Origin of the sequence: Lysinibacillus capsici (assembly GCF_020217405.1) — a bacterium.
Taxonomy (GTDB): Bacteria; Bacillota; Bacilli; order Bacillales_A; family Planococcaceae; genus Lysinibacillus; species Lysinibacillus capsici.
The window spans coordinates 2967381-2987104 of the sequence record NZ_CP084108.1; the positions used below are offsets into that span (position 1 = coordinate 2967381).

Here is a 19724-nt window from a genome sequence, read left to right on the forward strand (position 1 = left end):
ATGATTCCCTTCTTTTCCGAGGCAATCCCCTCCGTATACGTCTAATTGTTGTAGAAAAATAAAATTTTTTGTAGAAAATTTTAAAACAATGATTGAGTAGTATATCAATTTTCTGTATAATCAGCTTGTTTGACAATACTTTATATGAACTTGGGGGTAGACAATTGGGTAAAGCATTGATTATCGGAGCTGGCGGAGTTGCCAGTGTTGTGGTACACAAGTGTGTTCAAAATTCGGACGTATTTGAGGAAATTTGTATCGCAAGTAGAACTGTTTCAAAATGTGACGCTCTAAAAGAAAAACTAGACGGCGGAAAAACAAAAATTCATACTGCACAGGTAGACGCAGACAATACAGAAGAGGTTATTGAGCTTATTAAAGCTTTCGGACCAGATGTAGTGATTAACGTGGCTCTACCTTATCAGGACTTAACGATTATGGATGCTTGCTTAGCGACAGGTGTGCACTATGTGGATACTGCAAACTACGAGCCACCTGAAACGGCAAAATTTGAATATAAATGGCAATGGGCTTATAAAGAGAAGTTTGAAAAAGCTGGCTTAACTGCATTACTTGGAAGCGGTTTTGACCCAGGTGTAACAGGCGTTTTCGCAGCTCATGCACAAAAACATGAATTTGATGAAATCCACTATATCGATATCGTGGATGCCAATGCGGGAGATCATGGATATCATTTCGCAACAAACTTCAACCCAGAAATTAACATTCGTGAAATTACAGCGAATGGTCGTTACTGGAAAGAAGGCGAGTGGATTGAAACTGCACCACTTGAGAAAAAAGAAGTGTATAACCTACCTGAAATCGGACCAAAAGATATTTACCTTCTATACCATGAAGAGCTTGAATCCCTTGCAAAAAATATCAAAGGTTTAAAACAAATCCGCTTCTGGATGACGTTCTCTGAAAAATACTTAACACACTTAAAAGTGTTAGAAAACGTAGGTATGACATCAATTGAGCCAATCGAATTCGAAGGGCAAATGATTCAACCAATCCACTTCCTTAAAGCGGTATTACCAGATCCAGCTTCACTTGGACCACGTACGAAAGGTAAAACAAACATAGGTTGTATCATTCGCGGTCTAAAAGATGGCAAAGAAAAAACGTACTATGTGTACAACGTATGTGACCACGAAGAGTGCTACAACGAGGTTGGTTCACAAGCGATTTCTTACACAACTGGCGTACCAGCTATGATCGGTGCAATGCTTGTGATGAACGGTGAATGGCGTAAACCAGGTGTATGGAATGTGGAAGATTTCAATCCAGATCCATTCATGGATGCACTAAATAAATGGGGTCTACCATGGCAAGAAAGCCATAACCCAGAATTATTAGACCTTGATTTAGATGCAAAGGAATTAAGCCGATGAAACCAATTGATTTTTCAAAAGTTCCATCCCCTTCTTATGTAGTGGATGAGCGATTATTAACAAAGAATCTTGAGCTTTTAAAATCAATTCAAGATCGAACAGGCTGCCGCATTTTATTAGCCCTTAAAGGCTTCTCTATGCATTCAACATTCCCGCTAGTAGGGGAATATTTAGCGGGCATTACATCTAGCTCACTGCATGAGGCACGTCTTGGCTATGAAAAAATGGGCAAAGAAGTTCACGTTTATGCACCTGCTTATATTGAGCATGAAATGGACGAGCTTCTAGGCTATGTGGACCACATCGTATTTAACTCATTTAACCAATGGGCTCAGTTCAAGGATAAAGTTAAATCTGCTGGTAAAACAATTGAATGTGGTATTCGTGTGAATCCTGAATACTCTGAAATTGAAACAGCTCTTTATGATCCTTGTTACACAAACTCTCGCCTTGGTACAACATTGGCTAACTTTGATAAATCACAGCTTGATGGTATCGATGGCTTACACTTCCATGCGATGTGTGAACAAAATTCTGATACATTAGAGCGTATTATTGAAGTAGTTGAGGAAAAATTTGGTGATGTTTTACACCAAATGAAATGGTTAAACTTCGGTGGCGGTCACCATATTACACGTGATGATTATGATGTAGAAAAACTTGTGAACATCATTAATTATATTCAAGAAAAGTATAACCTGCTTGTTTATCTTGAGCCAGGTGAAGCAGTAGCCCTTAATACAGGCTATTTAGTAGCAACGGTGCTAGATATTCAAGAAAATGGAATGGATCTTGCTATTTTAGATACATCAGCAACATGTCACATGCCTGATGTACTTGAAATGCCTTACCGTCCAATGATTATTGGTTCTGGACAAGCAAATGAATTAGCACACACGTATCGCTTAGGTGGACTAACATGTCTAGCTGGTGATGTGATTGGCGATTATTCGTTTGAACAGCCATTAAAACCAGGTGATCGTCTTGTATTCACAGATATGGCTCATTATTCAATGGTGAAAAACCATATGTTTAACGGTGTCAACTTACCATCTATCGTTTCTTATAATGATGAAGAAGGTATTAAAGTCATTCGTGAATTTAAATTCGAGGACTACAGTGGTCGACTGTCCTAATACCAATAGAAAAGCCCTTCCAGTTTAACACTGGAAGGACTTTTTTTATGGACGCATGGTCATCCAATTCTCCACATAATGAATGGCTACTCCATGAAAAGCATCGTTATTTGAAAAATGTCGCTGAACAAGTATAAGCTGTTCATTCATAAAGGCTTCTCCATTATCATAAAAAGTAATATTTTCCCCTTCCTCTGAAGCGCCTGTTTCTACACCAATTACAATTGATTTATTCACAGTGGAAGCATACGCGATTTCATGTTCTACAATAGAGATAATATCTTTTGCAGCATCACGATAGGCCATGATCGTCACACTATCCGTATGGTCAATGACCCAATCAGCTAATAACCCTTTTCCAAATTGGTTATTATACTGAACTTCATCAAACCAAAATGGCATATCTACTTCTAAAGTAAGTTGTAACTGACTTGCCTTCTCACTTGCTTTCATTATTAGTGCTTGATAGGATTCTATCGTTTGTGCTTGATGTAAGCTCCATCCACTATTTAAATAAGGTTCTACATCAAGGTGAACCCCAGAAAATTGCTCAGATTCAGTTGAATTCTCATTATATGTATGTAACCAATTAAACAATTCGTCTTGGCTTCGACTACCCTCAGCTGAAACCCAGCTTGCAGCACCATCCAATGCATAAATGCGAATACCTCTGTGAGAAGCGTTACTAATAAAATGCTTATAGTCATTGCTCGCTATGCCTTGATCGATTTGCAGATAAACTTTATTGACATCATTATGTTCTAAAAATAATAATATTTTTTCTTGGTCATCCATGATGAGGGATGTATCCCACAGCCATGTAGCCTTTTCCTGTATAGACATGGCATCAACCTTTCCACTTGATAAAGCTAATGAACTAATCATGATGACGATTAGTGCGGTCCATACTTTTAATTGTCTCTTCATACGAACTAACTCCATTCTACTCGCCACGGCCCCTAGAACAGAACCTGGCAACCTGACAATCTTGCACTGAAATTATAGTGTTTAGACTCATGGCTTTGCGTCCCTCCCTTTCGGTGAAGTTTGCCTTTTTCAGTTTTTTCTTAATCATTATCATACGCGGTTAGCAATTGTTTGTCTGTAGGTATAATGCATAATTGTCACATGTATGATCAGGTAAAAACGACAAAATACAGGTTAAATTTACTATTCAAACATAAAAAAACGTAGAGTACTTAAGCCTCTACGTTTTCCTTTTCATTTTCAAGCATTTTGTGTAAATAATTGATAATTTCCCTAATGCCCTCTAATGAATTAACCAGTATTTTTGGATCAACATATGTTATCATACGATTTTCAAGATTAGCTACCGCTGTAAAATAACGCGTTTTACTATAATTGACTAGACCCAATTGCTGAAGTACTGATTCATCGAAATCAAGAATTTCTCGTGCTTCTGTAACAAGTAATCCATAATTAACCACATCAGTATTCAACACAATGATACGTGCGGTTGCTGTATTCGATGAACGATTGTACAGTATGCGTTCAAAATCAAGAACAGGTACAAGCTCACCGCGAATTCTTGTAAAGCCTAGAAGATAGTTAGGTAAATGAGGAATAGGTGTTACTTGCTCTAATTTTTCAATTGAAATCGCTTGCTCCACAGGCACAGCATACTCCTCTGTCCCACAAGCAAAAACGACTGCTTTGACACTTTCCATAGGGTCACATCCTTATTCGACTGTTAGTTTTTTGCCGATTCTTTGACGATTTCTACTAGCAAATCTGCTAATTTTTCAAGCTCTTCTACTGGTATTTTTTCATTCGTTGTATGGATATCCTCGTATCCAACAGATAAATTAACTGTAGGAATGCCAAAACCTGCGATAACGTTTGCATCTGAGCCTCCACCAGAAATGCCTAGTGTCGGTGTACGATCAACATTGCGTGCAGCAGCCATAGCTACCTGAACTACTTTATCAGATTCCGTTACACGGAAGCCTGGATACATTAGCTTCACTTCTACCTCTGCACGTGCGCCTAACGAAGCAGATACTTGTTCAAACGTATCTTGCATATGCTTTGTTTGCGCATCCAATTTAGCTTTGTCTATAGAGCGTGCTTCTGCAAGGATTGTCACTTCGTCACAAACAATATTCGTCGCTTGTCCACCTTCAAAACGCCCAATATTTGCAGTCGTTTCTTCGTCTAAACGACCTAGTTTCATTTGAGCAATGCATTTTGATGCGACTGTTATGGCCGAAATACCCTTTTCAGGAGCAACTCCTGCATGTGCCGTTTTTCCAATAATCTTTGTGAAAATTTTCGCTTGGAATGGTGCTGCTGTCACGATACCACCAACTTTGCCATCGCTATCAACCGCAAATCCATATTTTGCTTTAATGTTCGCTGGATCTAACTCTTTAGCGCCAACAAGGCCACTTTCTTCACCAGCCGTAATAATAAATTCAATATCTCCATGTGCAATATTTTGCTCTTTCAAACGTTTGACCATCTCAAATAGAGCAGCTAGACCTGCTTTATCATCGGCACCTAAAATGGTTGTACCATCTGATACGATATAGCCATCTTCACGTAAAGACGGTTTGATGCCTTTCCCTGGAACAACAGTATCCATATGAGAAGTGAAATAGATTGGCTCTACATCCAATGTGCCCTTTAATGTGGCAATAATATTACCTGCCCCATGTCCATTACGCGTATGTGCATCGTCTTGAATCACTGAAAATCCAAGTGCAGTCAACTTATCTACAAGAATTGGTGCTATTAGTTGTTCATGTTTTGTTTCTGAATCAATTTGTACGAGCTCAAAAAACTCTTCTACTAAACGACTTGTCATGTTGTAAAACTCCCTTAGTTTACGTGTATTTCCACGTTATAGTATACGTATTATTTTAGCACAACGTCAGAAGAGTTGAAATCATTGAACAATACTACCAAAATAAAAAGTCTGAGAAAAATCTCAGACTTTCCCATAGTGTTAAAGAACAAAACCATCAATAGAATTTTTTGAAAGGTGAAAATGGTTTCCGTTGCAGGCTACTTGCTTTCCTGTGGGCGAGCGCCGCGCAGCTTCGTGCAGGGGCTCGCCTGTCTCGCTATCCCACGGGAATCAAGTAGCCTCCCGCTCCAACCTACAAAATGTTAACTTTTTAGCAAAGGTTTTCAAATAAAGTGAAGGTCCTCACTACCCATTTTATGGAGGGGGGTTGTAACTAATCATTTCTTCGCAATGAAATTAAGAGTCTATTCTTTCTCTAATTATACAAATATTGGGTTAATTTGATTGCTACGGCTAGCTAGTATGAAAGATAATGAAAAGACACTTTGCCACATCGTTGATTTCCGTTCCGCCAGTGTCACTTCTAGGGGATTTAGTCACAGATGAGACCCTGGAGCGAACTCAGTGAGTGAAGCGGCTCATCGGACGCCCCCTGAAAAGGACACTGGCGGAACGGAAATCACACCCTCACCTTGCCAAAAGGTCTTTTTCTGCTAGTGACACAATCTTTTTTCAACAACATGAAAAAGCTGAGAAAAATCTCAGACTTTCCTTAGTCATTGAAAATACGCTCTTTTTCTTTTTCTAATGATTGTAGGTAGTTGACAGCTTTATTATGTTTATCCTGTAAGCGCCAAATCGTATTATGTACATCATCTTGAACACGTGAGACCTGTTCCCTTGCTGTTGAGATTTTAGAATGAACAGACCATGCTGAAAAAATATCATCAAAAAAGTAATCCGCAAACTTCACAAACCCATCAGTTTCAATATGCAACGATTTCGTAGACATTTCATGAACATCTAATAATTCATTATGAAACCGTTGTAAGGCAATTTGAGCACTGTGTAAATAGTTTTCAGACTGATCGAGCGCATCATGCTTTAAGTGCGTAGCAATCAGCCCACCACCAAAAAATGTATCCCATGTGGAATACCCATTGGCCGAATGTAATGAAGCTGCTGCTTGCCCTAGCCTTGTAAGAGCTACTTCTCCTGCTTCCTCCGCCTCTTTAATTTCTCTTATGAGCTGCTTTGTTAGCATTTCCTCATGTGCTAAATACTCTAGCCTTTCTGCTTGGGCTGCATCATGAATCTGTAAATATTTCTTCTTTTTAAGAAAGACCTGTTGAAGTGATTGCTGAAGCGCATTTTCATCAATTTGGACTAGCTGATTCATCACTTGCACGTTGTCCTCTGCTAAATCTTTTTGCATTTTCTTTGCTTCATTTAGCTTTAATTCAAGTACTGCCGCCTTATCAATTTTTTCTGCCCTCAGTTCATCTTGTTGCCCTGTCCACGTACGAATCATATTCATAAACGAGAAACCATCCAATTTATCAAGTTTGGATCGAATTTGATGGAGTGCTGCCGTATGATTGTCTATTTCCTGTTGTGTATGTTTAATTTGCCCATCAATTAACTGATTTTGTTCGTTTAATCTAGATGCTTTTCTAAGTTGTGCATGAATCTTTTCTTGCTCTATTTGTAAATGCTGCCATTCCATTCATCTCAACTCCTCCTATCTATCAGTACGGATGACAAACAAAAATGTTTCACTTTTTGACAATGAAAAACCTAGCAACTTTTGAGCTGCTAGGCTTGTATTACTATTATAGAGGAATATTACCGTGCTTTTTCTCTGGACGTGTTTCTTGTTTGTTTGACAGCATATCAAGTCCTTGAATCAGCTTGATACGTGTATCTCGTGGATCGATTACGTCGTCTACCATACCGCGAGATGCTGCAACATATGGGTTAGCAAATTTTTCTTTATATTCTTCGATTTTCGCTGCACGAGTTGCTTCTGGGTCATCTGATTTTGCAATTTCACGGGCAAAAATGATGTTAGCTGCGCCAGCAGCACCCATAACAGCAATTTCAGCATTTGGCCATGCAAATACAAGGTCAGCACCGATAGATTTCGAGTTTAAGGCAACGTAAGCGCCTCCATAAGCTTTACGTAAAATCACTGTAATTTTTGGAACAGTCGCTTCTGAATAAGCATAAAGAATTTTCGCACCATGACGAATAATACCACCATGTTCTTGTTTAACGCCTGGGAAGAAGCCAGAAACGTCTTCAAATGTGATGATTGGGATATTGTATGCATCACAAGTACGAATGAAACGAGCTGCTTTATCAGAAGAATCGATATCTAAGCCACCAGCAAGAACTTTTGGTTGGTTACAAACAAGTCCAACTGATTCGCCAGCAATACGTGCAAAACCGACTACTACGTTTTTAGCAAACTCTGCATGTACTTCCATGAACGAACCTTCATCCACTACTTGCTCAACAACTTTACGTACATCATATGGACGTGTTGTTTCGATTGGCACTGTATCTACGATTTCTGGACGGTAGTCATCCCCTTCAGGTCTAGCTTGACGAGGTGCCTTTTCTTTATTGTTTTGTGGTAAGTAGCTTAATAGTTTTTTAATTTCATCAATCGCTGCCTCTTCAGAAGAAGCGCGGAAATGAGCATTCCCACTGACCGCATTATTTACTTTTGAACCACCTAAATCTTCAGCAGAAATTTTCTCTCCTGTTACCGTTTCGATTACTTTAGGTCCTGTAATGAACATTTGAGATGTTTTATCCACCATTAGAATGAAGTCAGTAATAGCTGGAGAATAAACAGCTCCACCAGCACAAGGTCCCATAATCACAGAGATTTGCGGAATCACACCAGAATAAATGGCATTTCGGTAGAAGATATGACCATAGCCATCTAATGAAAGAACACCCTCTTGAATACGTGCACCGCCTGAGTCATTGATGCCGATAAATGGTGTACCATTTTTAGCAGCTAAATCCATCACTGTTGCCATTTTTTTCGCATGCATTTCACCAAGTGCCCCACCAAACACTGTGAAATCTTGAGAGAATAAGTATACTGGACGCCCGTTAATTTTACCGAAGCCAGTTACGACACCATCACCAGGTCCCTCCATTTTTTCCATGCCGAAGTCTACTGTACGGTGTGTAATAAATGGGTTAATTTCGAAAAATGTACCTTCGTCTAGCAACAAGTCTATACGCTCACGAGCAGTAAGTTTCCCCTTCTCATGCTGCTTATCGATGCGATCATAGCCCCCACCAAGTTCAATTACCGTTTTACGGTCATACAAGTCATTGATTTTGTCGAACATATCCATACTAATCACTTATCCCCTTTTCCACTTTTATCACATAATTCATACAACACCCCAAATGAGGATTTAGGATGCATAAACGCAACCTCTGCCCCTCCAGCACCTGGCCCTGGCTCTTCGGATAAGAGACGTACACCTTTTTCACGAAGCTCTGCCATTCGTTCACGAATTCCCGTCACACCAAACGCAACATGATGAATTCCTTCTCCACGTTTTTCAATAAAACCATGGATGGCACTTTTATCACTCATTGGTTCTAATAGCTCAATTTTCACGTTCCCTGCATCGATAAATGCCACACGAACCTGTTGAGATTCTACTTCTTCCACTTTCATCAACTTTAAGCCTAAAGTTTCTGTATAATATGTAATGCGTTCATCAAGATCGCGCACTGCAATCCCAATATGGTCTACTTTCTCCATGGTGACATCTCCTTCTGTTATGGTACATACTCTATTTTACAGATTTTTTTGTCAAAACTCTACTACTTGAGAAATTTTTCAGATTTGCTAAACTATTTATAAGAAAAGAAGGAGCGAACGAGCATATGAGTAATAAAAAATTTCAAAAAGTCGTTATTTATAGTATGATCGCAATTATGCTAATCTCATCTCTAGCATTCGGATTATCTATGATAATTTAAGGCAAAGCATGAGGCGTCCACACTACTGTGGGCGCTCTTTTTTAGCCTTTAACCCTTTAAATGACTGCTTTATTTCTAAATACCTGTCCATCTCCTCTATAAACTGATAGAGGGCTGCCTGAGCGATAAATTGCTCATGGCTTTGTGGTAAAGGAAGCTGAGAAAAATCGCGCTTAACATGTTCGAGCTTTTCACGGTAATGACTAGCCGTATTCCCCGAATGAACATGCTCACCTAGGTCTTGTAAAAAATCTGCCACAATTTCAGCCTCTTGTACTATAACAGGTAATGTCGTCACTTTGGGTAGCACTCTTTCGATAATTTCTAGCTGCTGCTCTCGCATATCGAAATATACATAGTAATCATTTTTACGTCTTGTAAAATGGTTTTGAACATCTTTAAACGCTAATGATTTAGCCTCTTCTAGTGCTTTGATTGCATCGATAATTTCTTGGCCGTTCCACAACGTATCTCCTTGCCGTAAATAGCTGGCAATTTCTAAAAAAATCTTACTATATAGTTCCTCTATTTTGACTCTGTAGTAATTTAATTCCTTTTGAATGTCTGGCATATACATATTAATGGCAATCCCTGTTCCATAACCGATAGCCATCAACGCTAATTCATTATAAACAAGTGTCAATGAGTAACCTTCAGCAGCGTAAATATGCATAATAATTACGACACTGGAGATAAATCCATCCGCAACCTTTAAAGATACAATGGTAGGTATAAAGAATATAAGCATGCCTGCTAGTGTAAGTGGATGGTAAGCAAATAACTCAAAGCTTACAAAGGCAAAAAGCATTGCTACAATACTTGCAACCAATCGTGTATAGGCTGCATAAATGGATTTCTTTTTTGTTGGCTGCACACATAATATGGTTAGAATACCAGCAGATGCATATGAGGCTAAATCAAAATACTGTGCAATGGCAATAGCGATGGCCGCACCAATTGCTGTTTTTAAAGTCCGATAGCCGATTGAAAACTTCTTCAGGCCGACTGCCTCCCATCCTTTAGTACTCTTCACTCATTCAGCTAATTATTTAGCCAATATTACAAAAATTTTAACAATAATGAAACTATCTATACATGAGGATCAGTAGGAAGCCTACATAGATAGCATGATCTATGAGGCTTTTCTACTTGATTGAAAATAAATTTTTCTTATGCAAGAATGGACTTAAAGCTCGTCACAATATTCTTCAAAGTTTGCTTGTAAATTTGTCACAACTGACATTGGGTCATGCCCTTCAATTTCATAGCGTCCCACTTCTGCGACAACTTGTCCGTCTTTTAATAGAACGAATGATGGTGATGAAGGTAGATGATCTTCTCCAAAATGGTAACGCGCTGCTGCAGTGGCTTCTTTATCTTGCCCTGCAAACACTGTTACTAAATGGTCTGGACGTTTATCATAATGAACGCATTGTGCTGCTGCTGGACGAGCGATACCACCCGCACAACCACACACTGAGTTCACCATTACTAATGTTGTACCTGGACGAGCAAACGCCTCTTCTACAGCTTCTGGTGTTGTTAATTGTTCATAACCAGCTGCCTCGATTTCAGCACGTGCTGTTTTTAAAATTTCCTGCATAAATAAATCGTAATCCATATTCATATAGCGATAGCTCCTTTCAAGTTCGCGCCAATTTAGTTATATTTCAGATAGTAGATTTTTGACGCTTATCCATCTCTTATCATAGCAGTTTGCAAGCAATTTGTGCACCTACTTGCTCAACACATTTCAGTTGAAATTACTACGATTTCAATAAGACTCGTTTACTTGTCTTCCCGCTCCTCGCTAAATAAACGATCCACACCTTGTGTAACTGTCAACTGTCCACTTAAAATTTGACGTTCAAGCTGTTGTACTTGTGCTTTACGTTGCGGGTTTCCATAAAATAGATCAATTAAATGATCGGTAATCATCGATTGGAACCACTCTTTTGTTTGTTGTTGGCGTCGGGTAGCCCAATAGTGATTTGCTTCTACGATTTGCTTGAATTCCCCAATTGTTTCCCAAACCTTATCAAGTCCTCGTTTTTCTAGTGAACTAACAGGCATGGCAGTTGACATCCAACCAGGTGTAGCTGGCTGTAAAAAATGCAAAATTTGTTTGTACTCTGCAACCGTTTTTTTAGCTAGACGAACATTATCACCATCCGCCTTATGCACGACAATTGCATCTGCTAATTCCATGATGCCTTTTTTCATGCCCTGCAATTCATCCCCCGCTCCTGTTAAAACAAGAAGCAGGAAGAAGTCAACCATGCCACGGACATAGGTTTCACTTTGTCCAACACCAACTGTTTCAATTAAAATCACATCATAGCCTGCTGCCTCACAAACTAACATGGTTTCCCGTGTTTTTTTGTGAACACCCCCTAGGGTACCTGCCGATGGCGATGGACGCACAAATGCACTAGGCTTCTTCACGAGCTCTTCCATACGCGTTTTATCGCCAAGTATACTTCCTCCCGATAGAGAAGAACTTGGATCAATGGCAAGAACAGCAACTCGTTTCCCCATATCACAAAGCATAGTGCCGAAAGCCTCTATGAATGAGCTTTTTCCTGCCCCAGGCACACCTGTTATGCCAATTCGGATACTATTGCCTGTATGTGGAAGAAGCTCCTGCAATAGTTCTTGTGCCTGTACTTTATGGGTAGCGTTTGAACTTTCAATGAGGGTAATGGCTTTTGATAAATGTGTGCGAGAGCCCGCACGTACTTGTTGCGCAAGCTCTCCTACATTTAGAATGTCTGCCTTTTTCTTTCGGAACTTTTTGGGTGTACCATATTGCATCCCGTCGTGAGTCGCCTCTACTCCGTCCATAACAAATAGCGCACTGTCTTCCATTCCTTTATTTTTGTCCATTATTCAGACACTTCCTCATAGCCTAAACGTTTGTAGATTTCTTCAATAATTTTTTGTGCGGATACAGGAATCACTGTACCTGGTCCGAAAATGGCTACTGCACCGGCATTATAAAGGAAATCATAATCTTGTGCTGGTATAACACCACCCACAATAATGATAATATCTTCACGACCTAGTTTTTCAAGCTCAGCTATCAATTCAGGCACCAAAGTTTTATGTCCTGCTGCTAGTGAAGATACACCAATAACATGAACATCATTTTCAACAGCCATTTGAGCAGCCTCAGCAGGCGTCATAAATAATGGAGAAATATCTACGTCAAAGCCTAAATCTGCATAACCAGTTGCGACAACCTTTGCACCACGGTCATGTCCATCTTGTCCCATTTTAGCAACTAAAATACGTGGACGACGTCCTTCATTTTCAAGGAATTCTTCTGTCATTTGTTTCACTTCCGCAATTTGCTCCTCATCAGAGAAGTTTGCAGAGTAAACACCAGAGATCGAACGAATGACTGCTTTATGGCGACCAGAAACTGCTTCAATTGCATCAGATATTTCACCTAAAGAAGCACGAGCGCGCGCTGCATCCACTGCCACCGCTAGCAGGTTTTCTTCTCCATCTTGAGCAGCTTTTGTTAAGCGAGCTAAATGTTTTTGAACTTCCGCTTCATCACGAGCTGCCTTCATCGCTTCTAAACGTTCAATTTGTTTTTGACGAACAATTGTATTATCGATATCTAAAATATCAATTGGCTCTTCTTTTGCTAAGCGATACTTATTCACCCCAACAATCGTTTCTGTTTTAGAATCAATTTTCGCTTGACGTTTTGCTGCTGCTTCCTCAACCTTCATTTTTGGAAGTCCCGTTTCAATCGCTTTAGCCATACCACCAAGCGCTTCAATCTCTTCGATTAACGCCCAAGCAGATTTCGTAATTTCTTCTGTTAATTTCTCCACGTAGTACGAACCACCCCATGGATCAATGACTTTTGTCATCGCTGTTTCCTCTTGTAAAAATAACTGTGTATTACGCGCGATACGTGCAGAGAAATCAGTTGGAAGTGCAATCGCTTCATCCAGTGCATTCGTATGAAGGGATTGCGTATGTCCCATCGAGGAGGCATTTGCTTCGATTAATGTACGTGCAACATTGTTAAATGGATCTTGCTCAGTTAATGACCATCCAGATGTTTGGGAATGCGTACGTAATGCTAATGTCTTTGGATTTTTTGGGTTAAACGTAGACATCATTTGTGCCCAAATACGACGTGCTGCACGCATTTTAGCAACTTCCATGTAATAGTTCATACCAATTGCCCAGAAGAACGATAGGCGAGGTGCAAATGCATCAATATCAATACCTGCTTTTAATCCTGTTCGTACATACTCCAAGCCATCAGCTAATGTATAGGCAAGCTCAATGTCATTTGTTGCGCCTGCTTCTTGAATATGGTAACCCGAAATTGAAATAGAGTTAAATTTCGGCATATACTTCGCTGTATATTCAAAAATATCTGCGATGATTTTCATTGACATAGCTGGTGGGTAAATGTATGTATTACGCACCATGTATTCTTTTAAAATATCATTTTGAATGGTACCTGCTAATTGATCTGGCGTTACCCCTTGTTCTTCTGCTGCTACAATATAGAACGCAAGGACAGGTAATACCGCACCATTCATTGTCATTGAAACAGACATTTGGTCTAACGGGATTTGATCGAAAAGGATTTTCATATCCTCTACTGAGTCAATCGCAACCCCAGCTTTTCCTACATCCCCTGTTACACGTGGATGATCAGAGTCATAGCCTCGATGTGTTGCTAAATCAAACGCTACAGAAAGACCCTTTTGTCCCATAGCCAAATTTCGTTTGTAAAAGGCATTGGATTCTTCAGCAGTTGAGAAACCAGCGTATTGCCGAACCGTCCATGGACGTGCTACATACATAGTAGGGTATGGCCCACGTGTGTTGGGTGCAATCCCCGCCACATCATTTAGATGTTTAGCCTCTTTAATATCTTCTTTTGTGTAAATATCTTTAATTTCAATTCCCTCATTTGTCATGAACTTGTCTTCAGACGCTTGAGGTGCTTCAGCTGTTAAAACCTTTTCTATTTCTACTGCATTAAAATTTGGCTTGCTCATCGTTGGACCTCCTTCATGCTCGCAAACACGGACTGTAATTTTTCAATGATGTTTTGTCCTGCGAAAATAAAGCCGTTTAAGCCATTGGCTAACCATGCTTCTTCTTCGTCTTTAAATTTGCCTGCTACATCTACAAGCACATTCGCTGGTTTCTCAGCTAAAATGGACGATACCAATGCTTTTGTATCATCATCACTGCCTGCAATCACTACATACTTAGCCTCTGTTGCCTTCAGCCAAGCCACTGCCTCTTCTACAGTTGTCACTGGCTCACTTTTTTCTGGTACAAGACCAACTGTGTTTAAGAAGCCCGCTACAAAATCTGCGCGTGGTTTAGAGCTTTTTAATGATCCTAATGCTAAAATACCTGTTTTCACATTTGCTGCTGTCATGTCTGCACGTAAATCCTCAAATGGAGCAGCAATACGCTTAATATCGGCAAATAATGGATTTGTATCCTGTTCAAGGATATCAGCTGGATTAGCATAAATATTCGTTCCAATTAATGATTGCTTACGTGTTTGGGCAGCTTTGATTCGCTTTTGATAGGATTCTTCCACTTCTTCTGCAAGCTTGCCAGAAGCTGTATATTCATCGATACCGCCAGCTGCCTGAATGTCTAAAAATAATGCCCATGCTTCTTTCACAAAATCTGCTGTTAACGACTCGATAAAGTAAGAGCCCCCTGCTGGATCTTTTACTTTTAAGACATTGGTTTCTTCTTTTAAAATTAATGACACATTACGAGCGATACGAATGGATTGATCCGTAGGCTTCGTTAACACGTCATGTGGATGAACCGTAAAGAGATCAGCACCACCGATTAAACCAGAAAGTGCTTCATTTGAAGAGCGTAATAAATTTACATACACATCTAATTTAGAAAAGCTTCTTAATGATGTTTCAGCCACAGTAGGGATTTTTACATGATCTGTTACGCCATAAGCCGATGAGAACGCTTTCCAAAGTACTTTAAAAGCACGTAGTTTTGCAATCTCCGTAAAGAATTGTGTATCAATGGCAAAAGATACAAAGAATTTCTTCGAGAACGCTTCAAAGCTTTCTTCTTGTTCTGCAAATTTGGCTGCTAATGCAAGTGCATAGGCTAATTCTTGTACAGCGTTAGCACCTTCATTATGATAAATCGTTGTGTCTGCACTGACTGAGCGCACGTTCGGAAATGCAGTCAAAGTGATAGGGTCTTTTGAAATAATGTAACCTTTAATGGCTTCTTGTTGATCTACTGGAATGTTGTCGAATACTGCTAATAACGGGTCTTTTGAATTTTCAATAGTAATTTTAAACGAATATTCTGAGAAATATGATGCTAATTTGACCAATACTTCTTCTGTCCAAGCAAAGCTCACTCGGCTATCAATCGTAATAACTTCATTGCCTCGCGCTAGGCTATCCTCAAGCTGTTCAAAAAAAGCTTCGCTTGAATCAGCGTGAATTTGTTGTGCCACCTGAAATACTTGATCATTTTGTAGGGAACGGATTGTGGCAACTTGTAAATCAAGTTCTTCTCCAAGCTTAGCTACTAAACTTTCTTGCGTGTAAAGCGGCTGTAGTGTAACACCTTCATTTGTTTTTGTGAATAGTGACTCAAATGGTTTCCCTTTTAAAGCTTTGATTGCTGCATCTTGCCAGTCTGAATAGGCTGGTATTTCAAATTCAATATTTTTCATGTTGTTTGACATGCGGACGCTTAATCAGCTTCCCCCCTTAGTAGTTTCTATTTGTTATTCTACATGACAAATTGCGACTCGAAAAGTATAAAAAAAATCGGAAACCCTTATACAGCAGGTTTCCGACGAGTCATCAGTAGACTGACGTTGAAGATTTATTTGTATTTTCGAGTATTTCTTTTACTCTATTTAGGAATTTACCACAGACAAGTCCATCAAGCACACGATGATCTAATGATAAACATAAATTCACAATATCACGTGCAGCAAACATTCCACCTGGTAAAACAACAGGTTTTTTTACAATACTTTCCACTTGCAGAATCGCTGCTTGTGGGTAATTGATGATGCCCATCGATTGAACAGAGCCAAATGCACCTGTATTATTCACTGTAAATGTACCACCAGTAATGTCATCCATTGCTAGTTTTCCTGCGCGAACTTTGATAGCCAGTTCATTGATTTCTTTCGCAATTCCTTTAATGGATTTTTCATCCGCGTGTTTTATAACAGGTACAAATAAGGCATCATCCGTTGCTACTGCAATCGAAATATTGATGTCATGTTTTTGAATGATTTTATCTTCCGCCCACATCGAATTCAGCATTGGGAATTCTTTTAAAGCTTGAGCAACCGCTTTTACAAAGAAGGCGAAATATGTAAGATTAAAGCCTTCTTTTTGCTTAAATTCATTCTTTAAGCTATCACGATAAGTCACTAAATCTGTTACATCCACTTCCATCATCATCCAAGCATGCGGCGCTTCATGTACACTTTTCACCATATTATTCGCAATGGCACGACGAATCTTCGTCACTGGAATTTCGATATCTCCTGGATGAATAGGTTGTACAGGTGCAGCTGCTTTTTCCACTTGTTGCTGTGGTACTGAAGCTGCTGCGGGTGCCGATGTCGTTTGAACGGTTGAAGCTGCTTGTGCTACATCATTTGCCGTTGGGATATTACCTGTTTCAATTAGCTTTAACAGGTCTTTTCGTGTAATACGACCACCCTCGCCAGTACCTGTTACAAGGTCTAAAGCTATATCATGCTCCTGCGCAAGTCGAAGAACTGCTGGTGAATAACGTACTTTACCCGTACGTGCCTCTTTTGGTGCAGATACTGGAGCCGCTACCTGCTGTGGTGCCTCCTGTTTCTTTTGAACACCTGCATTTAAAATAGCCGTACTTACCGCTGATTTTTTTTCAGGTGGCGGTGCTGGTAATTCACCTTCTCCCGCTATTTCAATCGAGCAAACGACTGCTCCAACTGGTAATGTCTGACCTTCTTGCGCCAGAAGCTCCGTGATAACCCCTTCAAATGATGACGGGATTTCAGCATTTACTTTATCTGTAACAACCTCTGCTAATGGATCATATTTTTTAACTGTATCTCCAGGCTTTACAAGCCATTTTTCAATTGTACCTTCTGTTACACTTTCGCCGAGCTGTGGCATTGTAATATTTTGAACCGACATCCTTTATTCCTCCCATCAAATAAGCCTAGGCGTCATTGTACCTGATGTAGCGCTAAAAACATTAAACGTAGATAGGCATATAGACAGATTTTGACTTTCATATGGTAAAGTCAAAATCTGTTGTTCCGTCTGAGGCTTTTATATTTTCATTCAGCCTTGTTGTGATCTATTAGAACGCAGCAAGATCTCGCATAGCACGTTCCACTTTATCAGGATTAATCATAAAATATTTCTCCATCGTTGGTGCATATGGCATGGCTGGCACATCAGGTCCCGCTAGACGTTGAATTGGTGCATCAAGCTCAAATAAACAATGTTCCGCAATAATTGCAGCAACCTCACTCATGATACTACCTTCTTTATTATCCTCTGTGACAAGCAATACTTTACCTGTCTTACTTGCAGCCTCAATAATCGCTTCTTTATCCAGAGGGTAAACTGTACGCAAATCAAGGATATGAGCAGAAATACCATCCGCAGCTAAGCGTTCTGCCGCTTGTAAAGCAAAGTGGACTGCTAAACCATAGGTAATGACTGTCACGTCATCTCCTTCACGTTTTACATCTGCTTTACCAATTGGCAATGTGTAATCATCTAGTGGTACTTCCCCTTTAATTAAACGATAGGCACGTTTATGTTCGAAAAATAATACCGGATCTTCATCACGAATAGCAGCTTTCAGTAAACCTTTTGCATCAGACGGTGTTGATGGAATGACAATTTTCAAACCAGGTGTACCAGCAAAAAGTGCTTCAACGGATTGTGAATGATAAAGTGCCCCATGAATACCTCCGCCAAAAGGTGCGCGGATGACCATTGGACAAGTCCAGTCATTATTAGAACGGTAACGTATTTTGGCTGCCTCTGAGACGATTTGATTGACAGCTGGCATAATAAAATCAGCAAATTGCATTTCAGCAATCGGACGCATACCGTACATCGCAGCACCGATACCTACACCGGCTATCGCACTTTCTGCAAGAGGTGTATCAAGCACGCGGTATTCACCAAATTGATCGTATAGTCCCGTAGTGGCTTTGAATACACCGCCTTTACGACCAACATCCTCACCTAAAATGAAAACTCGTTCGTCACGTTCCATCTCTTCTTTCATTGCCAATGTAATCGCATCAATATAAGACATTACTGCCATTACATGTCACCTCCGTCCACTGGTGCATAAACATATTTAAGTGCATGCTCTGGTTGTGCATATGGAGCCGCTTCAGCATAATCAGTTGCTTCATTTACTTCTGCCATAACACGCTCTTCGATTTCAGTACGTATCGCGTCAGTCATCACGCCAGCATCCATTAAATACTTTTCAAATAATACAATTGGATCCTTTGCTTTGCCTTCTGCAATATCTTCAGCCGTACGGTATTGACGGTCATCATCATCTGAAGAATGGGCTGTTAAACGATATGTTACCGTTTCGATTAAGCTTGGACCTTCCCCATTACGTGCACGATCTGCAGCCTCTTTTACCACTTTATATACTTGTAACGGATTTTTCCCATCCACGGTCACACCTGGCATTCCGTAGCCAATCCCACGATCAGATACTTTTGCACAGCCAAGTTGACGCTCTACTGGCACAGAAATCGCATATTGATTGTTTTCTACCATAATAATGACTGGTAGCTTATGCACACCTGCAAAGTTCGCTCCTTCATGGAAGTCTCCTTGGTTGGATGAACCTTCACCAAGCGTAACGAAAGAAACAAAATCTTCTTTTTGTAGACGTCCTGCAAGTGCAACGCCCACTGCGTGTGGAACTTGAGTCGTAACAGGTGATGAACCTGTTAAAATACGATTTTTCTTTTGACCAAAGTGGCCTGGCATTTGACGACCCCCAGAGTTTGGATCTTCTGCTTTAGCAAACGCAGATAGCATCAGTTCTCTTGGTGTCATACCAAAATGTAAAACAACACCCATATCACGATAATAAGGTGCAATATAATCCTTACTTTTATCCAGTGCAAAGGCTGCTCCAACCTGTGCCGCCTCCTGACCTTGACAGGAAATTACAAACGGAATTTTACCAGAACGGTTTAACAACCACATACGCTCATCTAGTCTTCTGGCCATTAACATTGTTTCGAACATAGCAAGCACATCTTCATTTGACAAACCTAAATCTTCATGTTTGATTTGAACATCTTGCATACGAACACCCCTTTCGTATTATAGAGAAATA

General features: G+C 40.0%; 17 protein-coding genes and 1 riboswitch. Of the genes, 3 read left to right on the forward strand and 14 right to left on the reverse strand.

Annotated features, from left to right (window positions below):
* Positions 1-164 precede the first annotated feature (164 nt).
* Complete coding sequence (locus tag LCP48_RS14655) at positions 165-1394, forward strand: saccharopine dehydrogenase family protein (RefSeq protein ID WP_004231221.1); 1230 nt, start codon at positions 165-167, stop codon at positions 1392-1394.
* Entirely contained in the window at positions 1391-2530 is a 1140-nt protein-coding gene (nspC, locus tag LCP48_RS14660; RefSeq protein WP_004231219.1) for a carboxynorspermidine decarboxylase, read from the forward strand. The genes LCP48_RS14655 and nspC overlap by 4 nt, the downstream gene beginning before the upstream one ends.
* Before the next feature lie 45 nt (positions 2531-2575).
* Here the strand turns inward: nspC and LCP48_RS14665 are convergent, their stop codons facing one another.
* From LCP48_RS14665 to mce, 6 genes are all read right to left on the reverse strand, one after another.
* On the reverse strand, positions 2576-3457 hold the full coding sequence (locus LCP48_RS14665; RefSeq protein WP_225340320.1) for an amidase: 882 nt from the start codon (positions 3455-3457) through the stop codon (positions 2576-2578).
* Between the two features lie 43 nt (positions 3458-3500).
* A riboswitch (cyclic di-GMP riboswitch) is annotated at positions 3501-3592 on the reverse strand.
* Positions 3593-3729: 137 nt separating this feature from the next.
* On the reverse strand, positions 3730-4218 hold the full coding sequence (locus LCP48_RS14670) for a chemotaxis protein CheW (RefSeq protein WP_048392313.1): 489 nt from the start codon (positions 4216-4218) through the stop codon (positions 3730-3732).
* Positions 4219-4241: 23 nt separating this feature from the next.
* On the reverse strand, positions 4242-5357 hold the full coding sequence (locus LCP48_RS14675) for a M20/M25/M40 family metallo-hydrolase (RefSeq protein WP_202341186.1): 1116 nt from the start codon (positions 5355-5357) through the stop codon (positions 4242-4244).
* A gap of 715 nt (positions 5358-6072) precedes the next feature.
* Positions 6073-7026 (reverse strand): hypothetical protein, encoded by a 954-nt coding sequence (locus LCP48_RS14680; RefSeq protein WP_004231211.1) that lies wholly within the window; start codon positions 7024-7026, stop codon positions 6073-6075.
* 106 nt (positions 7027-7132) lie between these two features.
* The gene (locus LCP48_RS14685) at positions 7133-8680 is read right to left on the reverse strand and encodes an acyl-CoA carboxylase subunit beta (RefSeq protein WP_004231210.1); all 1548 of its coding nucleotides are present in this window, start codon (positions 8678-8680) and stop codon (positions 7133-7135) included.
* A 5-nt stretch (positions 8681-8685) separates the two neighbouring features.
* Positions 8686-9099 (reverse strand): methylmalonyl-CoA epimerase, encoded by a 414-nt coding sequence (mce, locus tag LCP48_RS14690; protein WP_004231207.1) that lies wholly within the window; start codon positions 9097-9099, stop codon positions 8686-8688.
* Positions 9100-9263: 164 nt separating this feature from the next.
* On the opposite strand from mce, the gene LCP48_RS23360 reads away from it, so the two are divergent.
* Positions 9264-9320 carry a hypothetical protein gene (locus LCP48_RS23360; RefSeq protein WP_233732816.1) on the forward strand — a complete coding sequence of 19 codons (57 nt, stop codon included), beginning with the start codon at positions 9264-9266 and terminating at the stop codon, positions 9318-9320.
* A 22-nt stretch (positions 9321-9342) separates the two neighbouring features.
* Here LCP48_RS23360 and LCP48_RS14700 read toward each other — a convergent pair whose 3' ends face one another.
* The 8 genes from LCP48_RS14700 to LCP48_RS14735 form a co-directional block, all read right to left on the reverse strand.
* Positions 9343-10353 (reverse strand): aromatic acid exporter family protein, encoded by a 1011-nt coding sequence (locus LCP48_RS14700; protein ID WP_009370217.1) that lies wholly within the window; start codon positions 10351-10353, stop codon positions 9343-9345.
* Between the two features lie 153 nt (positions 10354-10506).
* Positions 10507-10947: a BrxA/BrxB family bacilliredoxin gene (locus tag LCP48_RS14705; protein ID WP_004231203.1), complete on the reverse strand. Its 441-nt coding sequence runs from the start codon at positions 10945-10947 to the stop codon at positions 10507-10509.
* Between the two features lie 161 nt (positions 10948-11108).
* Positions 11109-12206 (reverse strand): methylmalonyl Co-A mutase-associated GTPase MeaB, encoded by a 1098-nt coding sequence (gene meaB, locus LCP48_RS14710; protein ID WP_004231202.1) that lies wholly within the window; start codon positions 12204-12206, stop codon positions 11109-11111.
* Complete coding sequence (gene scpA, locus LCP48_RS14715) at positions 12206-14359, reverse strand: methylmalonyl-CoA mutase (RefSeq protein ID WP_004231201.1); 2154 nt, start codon at positions 14357-14359, stop codon at positions 12206-12208. The genes meaB and scpA overlap by 1 nt, the downstream gene beginning before the upstream one ends.
* Entirely contained in the window at positions 14356-16059 is a 1704-nt protein-coding gene (locus LCP48_RS14720; protein WP_004231200.1) for a methylmalonyl-CoA mutase family protein, read from the reverse strand. The genes scpA and LCP48_RS14720 overlap by 4 nt, the downstream gene beginning before the upstream one ends.
* 121 nt (positions 16060-16180) lie before the next feature.
* Positions 16181-17524, reverse strand: a complete 1344-nt coding sequence (locus LCP48_RS14725; RefSeq protein WP_004231199.1) for a dihydrolipoamide acetyltransferase family protein — start codon at positions 17522-17524, stop codon at positions 16181-16183.
* Positions 17525-17693: 169 nt separating this feature from the next.
* Positions 17694-18677: an alpha-ketoacid dehydrogenase subunit beta gene (locus tag LCP48_RS14730; RefSeq protein WP_004231198.1), complete on the reverse strand. Its 984-nt coding sequence runs from the start codon at positions 18675-18677 to the stop codon at positions 17694-17696.
* The gene (locus LCP48_RS14735) at positions 18677-19693 is read right to left on the reverse strand and encodes a thiamine pyrophosphate-dependent dehydrogenase E1 component subunit alpha (RefSeq protein WP_004231196.1); all 1017 of its coding nucleotides are present in this window, start codon (positions 19691-19693) and stop codon (positions 18677-18679) included. The genes LCP48_RS14730 and LCP48_RS14735 overlap by 1 nt, the downstream gene beginning before the upstream one ends.
* Positions 19694-19724: the final 31 nt, after the last annotated feature.

What these genes read in the sequence shown, in the direction of transcription:
- scpA (WP_004231201.1), bottom strand. Translation starts at nt 14,359, where the DNA reads ATGAGCAAGCCAAATTTTAATGCAGTAGAAATAGAAAAGGTTTTAACA.
- LCP48_RS14670 (WP_048392313.1), bottom strand. Translation starts at nt 4,218, where the DNA reads ATGGAAAGTGTCAAAGCAGTCGTTTTTGCTTGTGGGACAGAGGAGTAT.
- LCP48_RS14720 (WP_004231200.1), bottom strand. Translation starts at nt 16,059, where the DNA reads ATGTCAAACAACATGAAAAATATTGAATTTGAAATACCAGCCTATTCA.
- LCP48_RS14675 (WP_202341186.1), bottom strand. Translation starts at nt 5,357, where the DNA reads ATGACAAGTCGTTTAGTAGAAGAGTTTTTTGAGCTCGTACAAATTGAT.
- LCP48_RS14735 (WP_004231196.1), bottom strand. Translation starts at nt 19,693, where the DNA reads ATGCAAGATGTTCAAATCAAACATGAAGATTTAGGTTTGTCAAATGAA.
- nspC (WP_004231219.1), top strand. Translation starts at nt 1,391, where the DNA reads ATGAAACCAATTGATTTTTCAAAAGTTCCATCCCCTTCTTATGTAGTG.
- LCP48_RS14665 (WP_225340320.1), bottom strand. Translation starts at nt 3,457, where the DNA reads ATGAAGAGACAATTAAAAGTATGGACCGCACTAATCGTCATCATGATT.
- LCP48_RS14680 (WP_004231211.1), bottom strand. Translation starts at nt 7,026, where the DNA reads ATGGAATGGCAGCATTTACAAATAGAGCAAGAAAAGATTCATGCACAA.
- mce (WP_004231207.1), bottom strand. Translation starts at nt 9,099, where the DNA reads ATGGAGAAAGTAGACCATATTGGGATTGCAGTGCGCGATCTTGATGAA.
- LCP48_RS14730 (WP_004231198.1), bottom strand. Translation starts at nt 18,677, where the DNA reads ATGGCAGTAATGTCTTATATTGATGCGATTACATTGGCAATGAAAGAA.
- meaB (WP_004231202.1), bottom strand. Translation starts at nt 12,206, where the DNA reads ATGGACAAAAATAAAGGAATGGAAGACAGTGCGCTATTTGTTATGGAC.
- LCP48_RS14725 (WP_004231199.1), bottom strand. Translation starts at nt 17,524, where the DNA reads ATGTCGGTTCAAAATATTACAATGCCACAGCTCGGCGAAAGTGTAACA.
- LCP48_RS14685 (WP_004231210.1), bottom strand. Translation starts at nt 8,680, where the DNA reads ATGGATATGTTCGACAAAATCAATGACTTGTATGACCGTAAAACGGTA.
- LCP48_RS14705 (WP_004231203.1), bottom strand. Translation starts at nt 10,947, where the DNA reads ATGAATATGGATTACGATTTATTTATGCAGGAAATTTTAAAAACAGCA.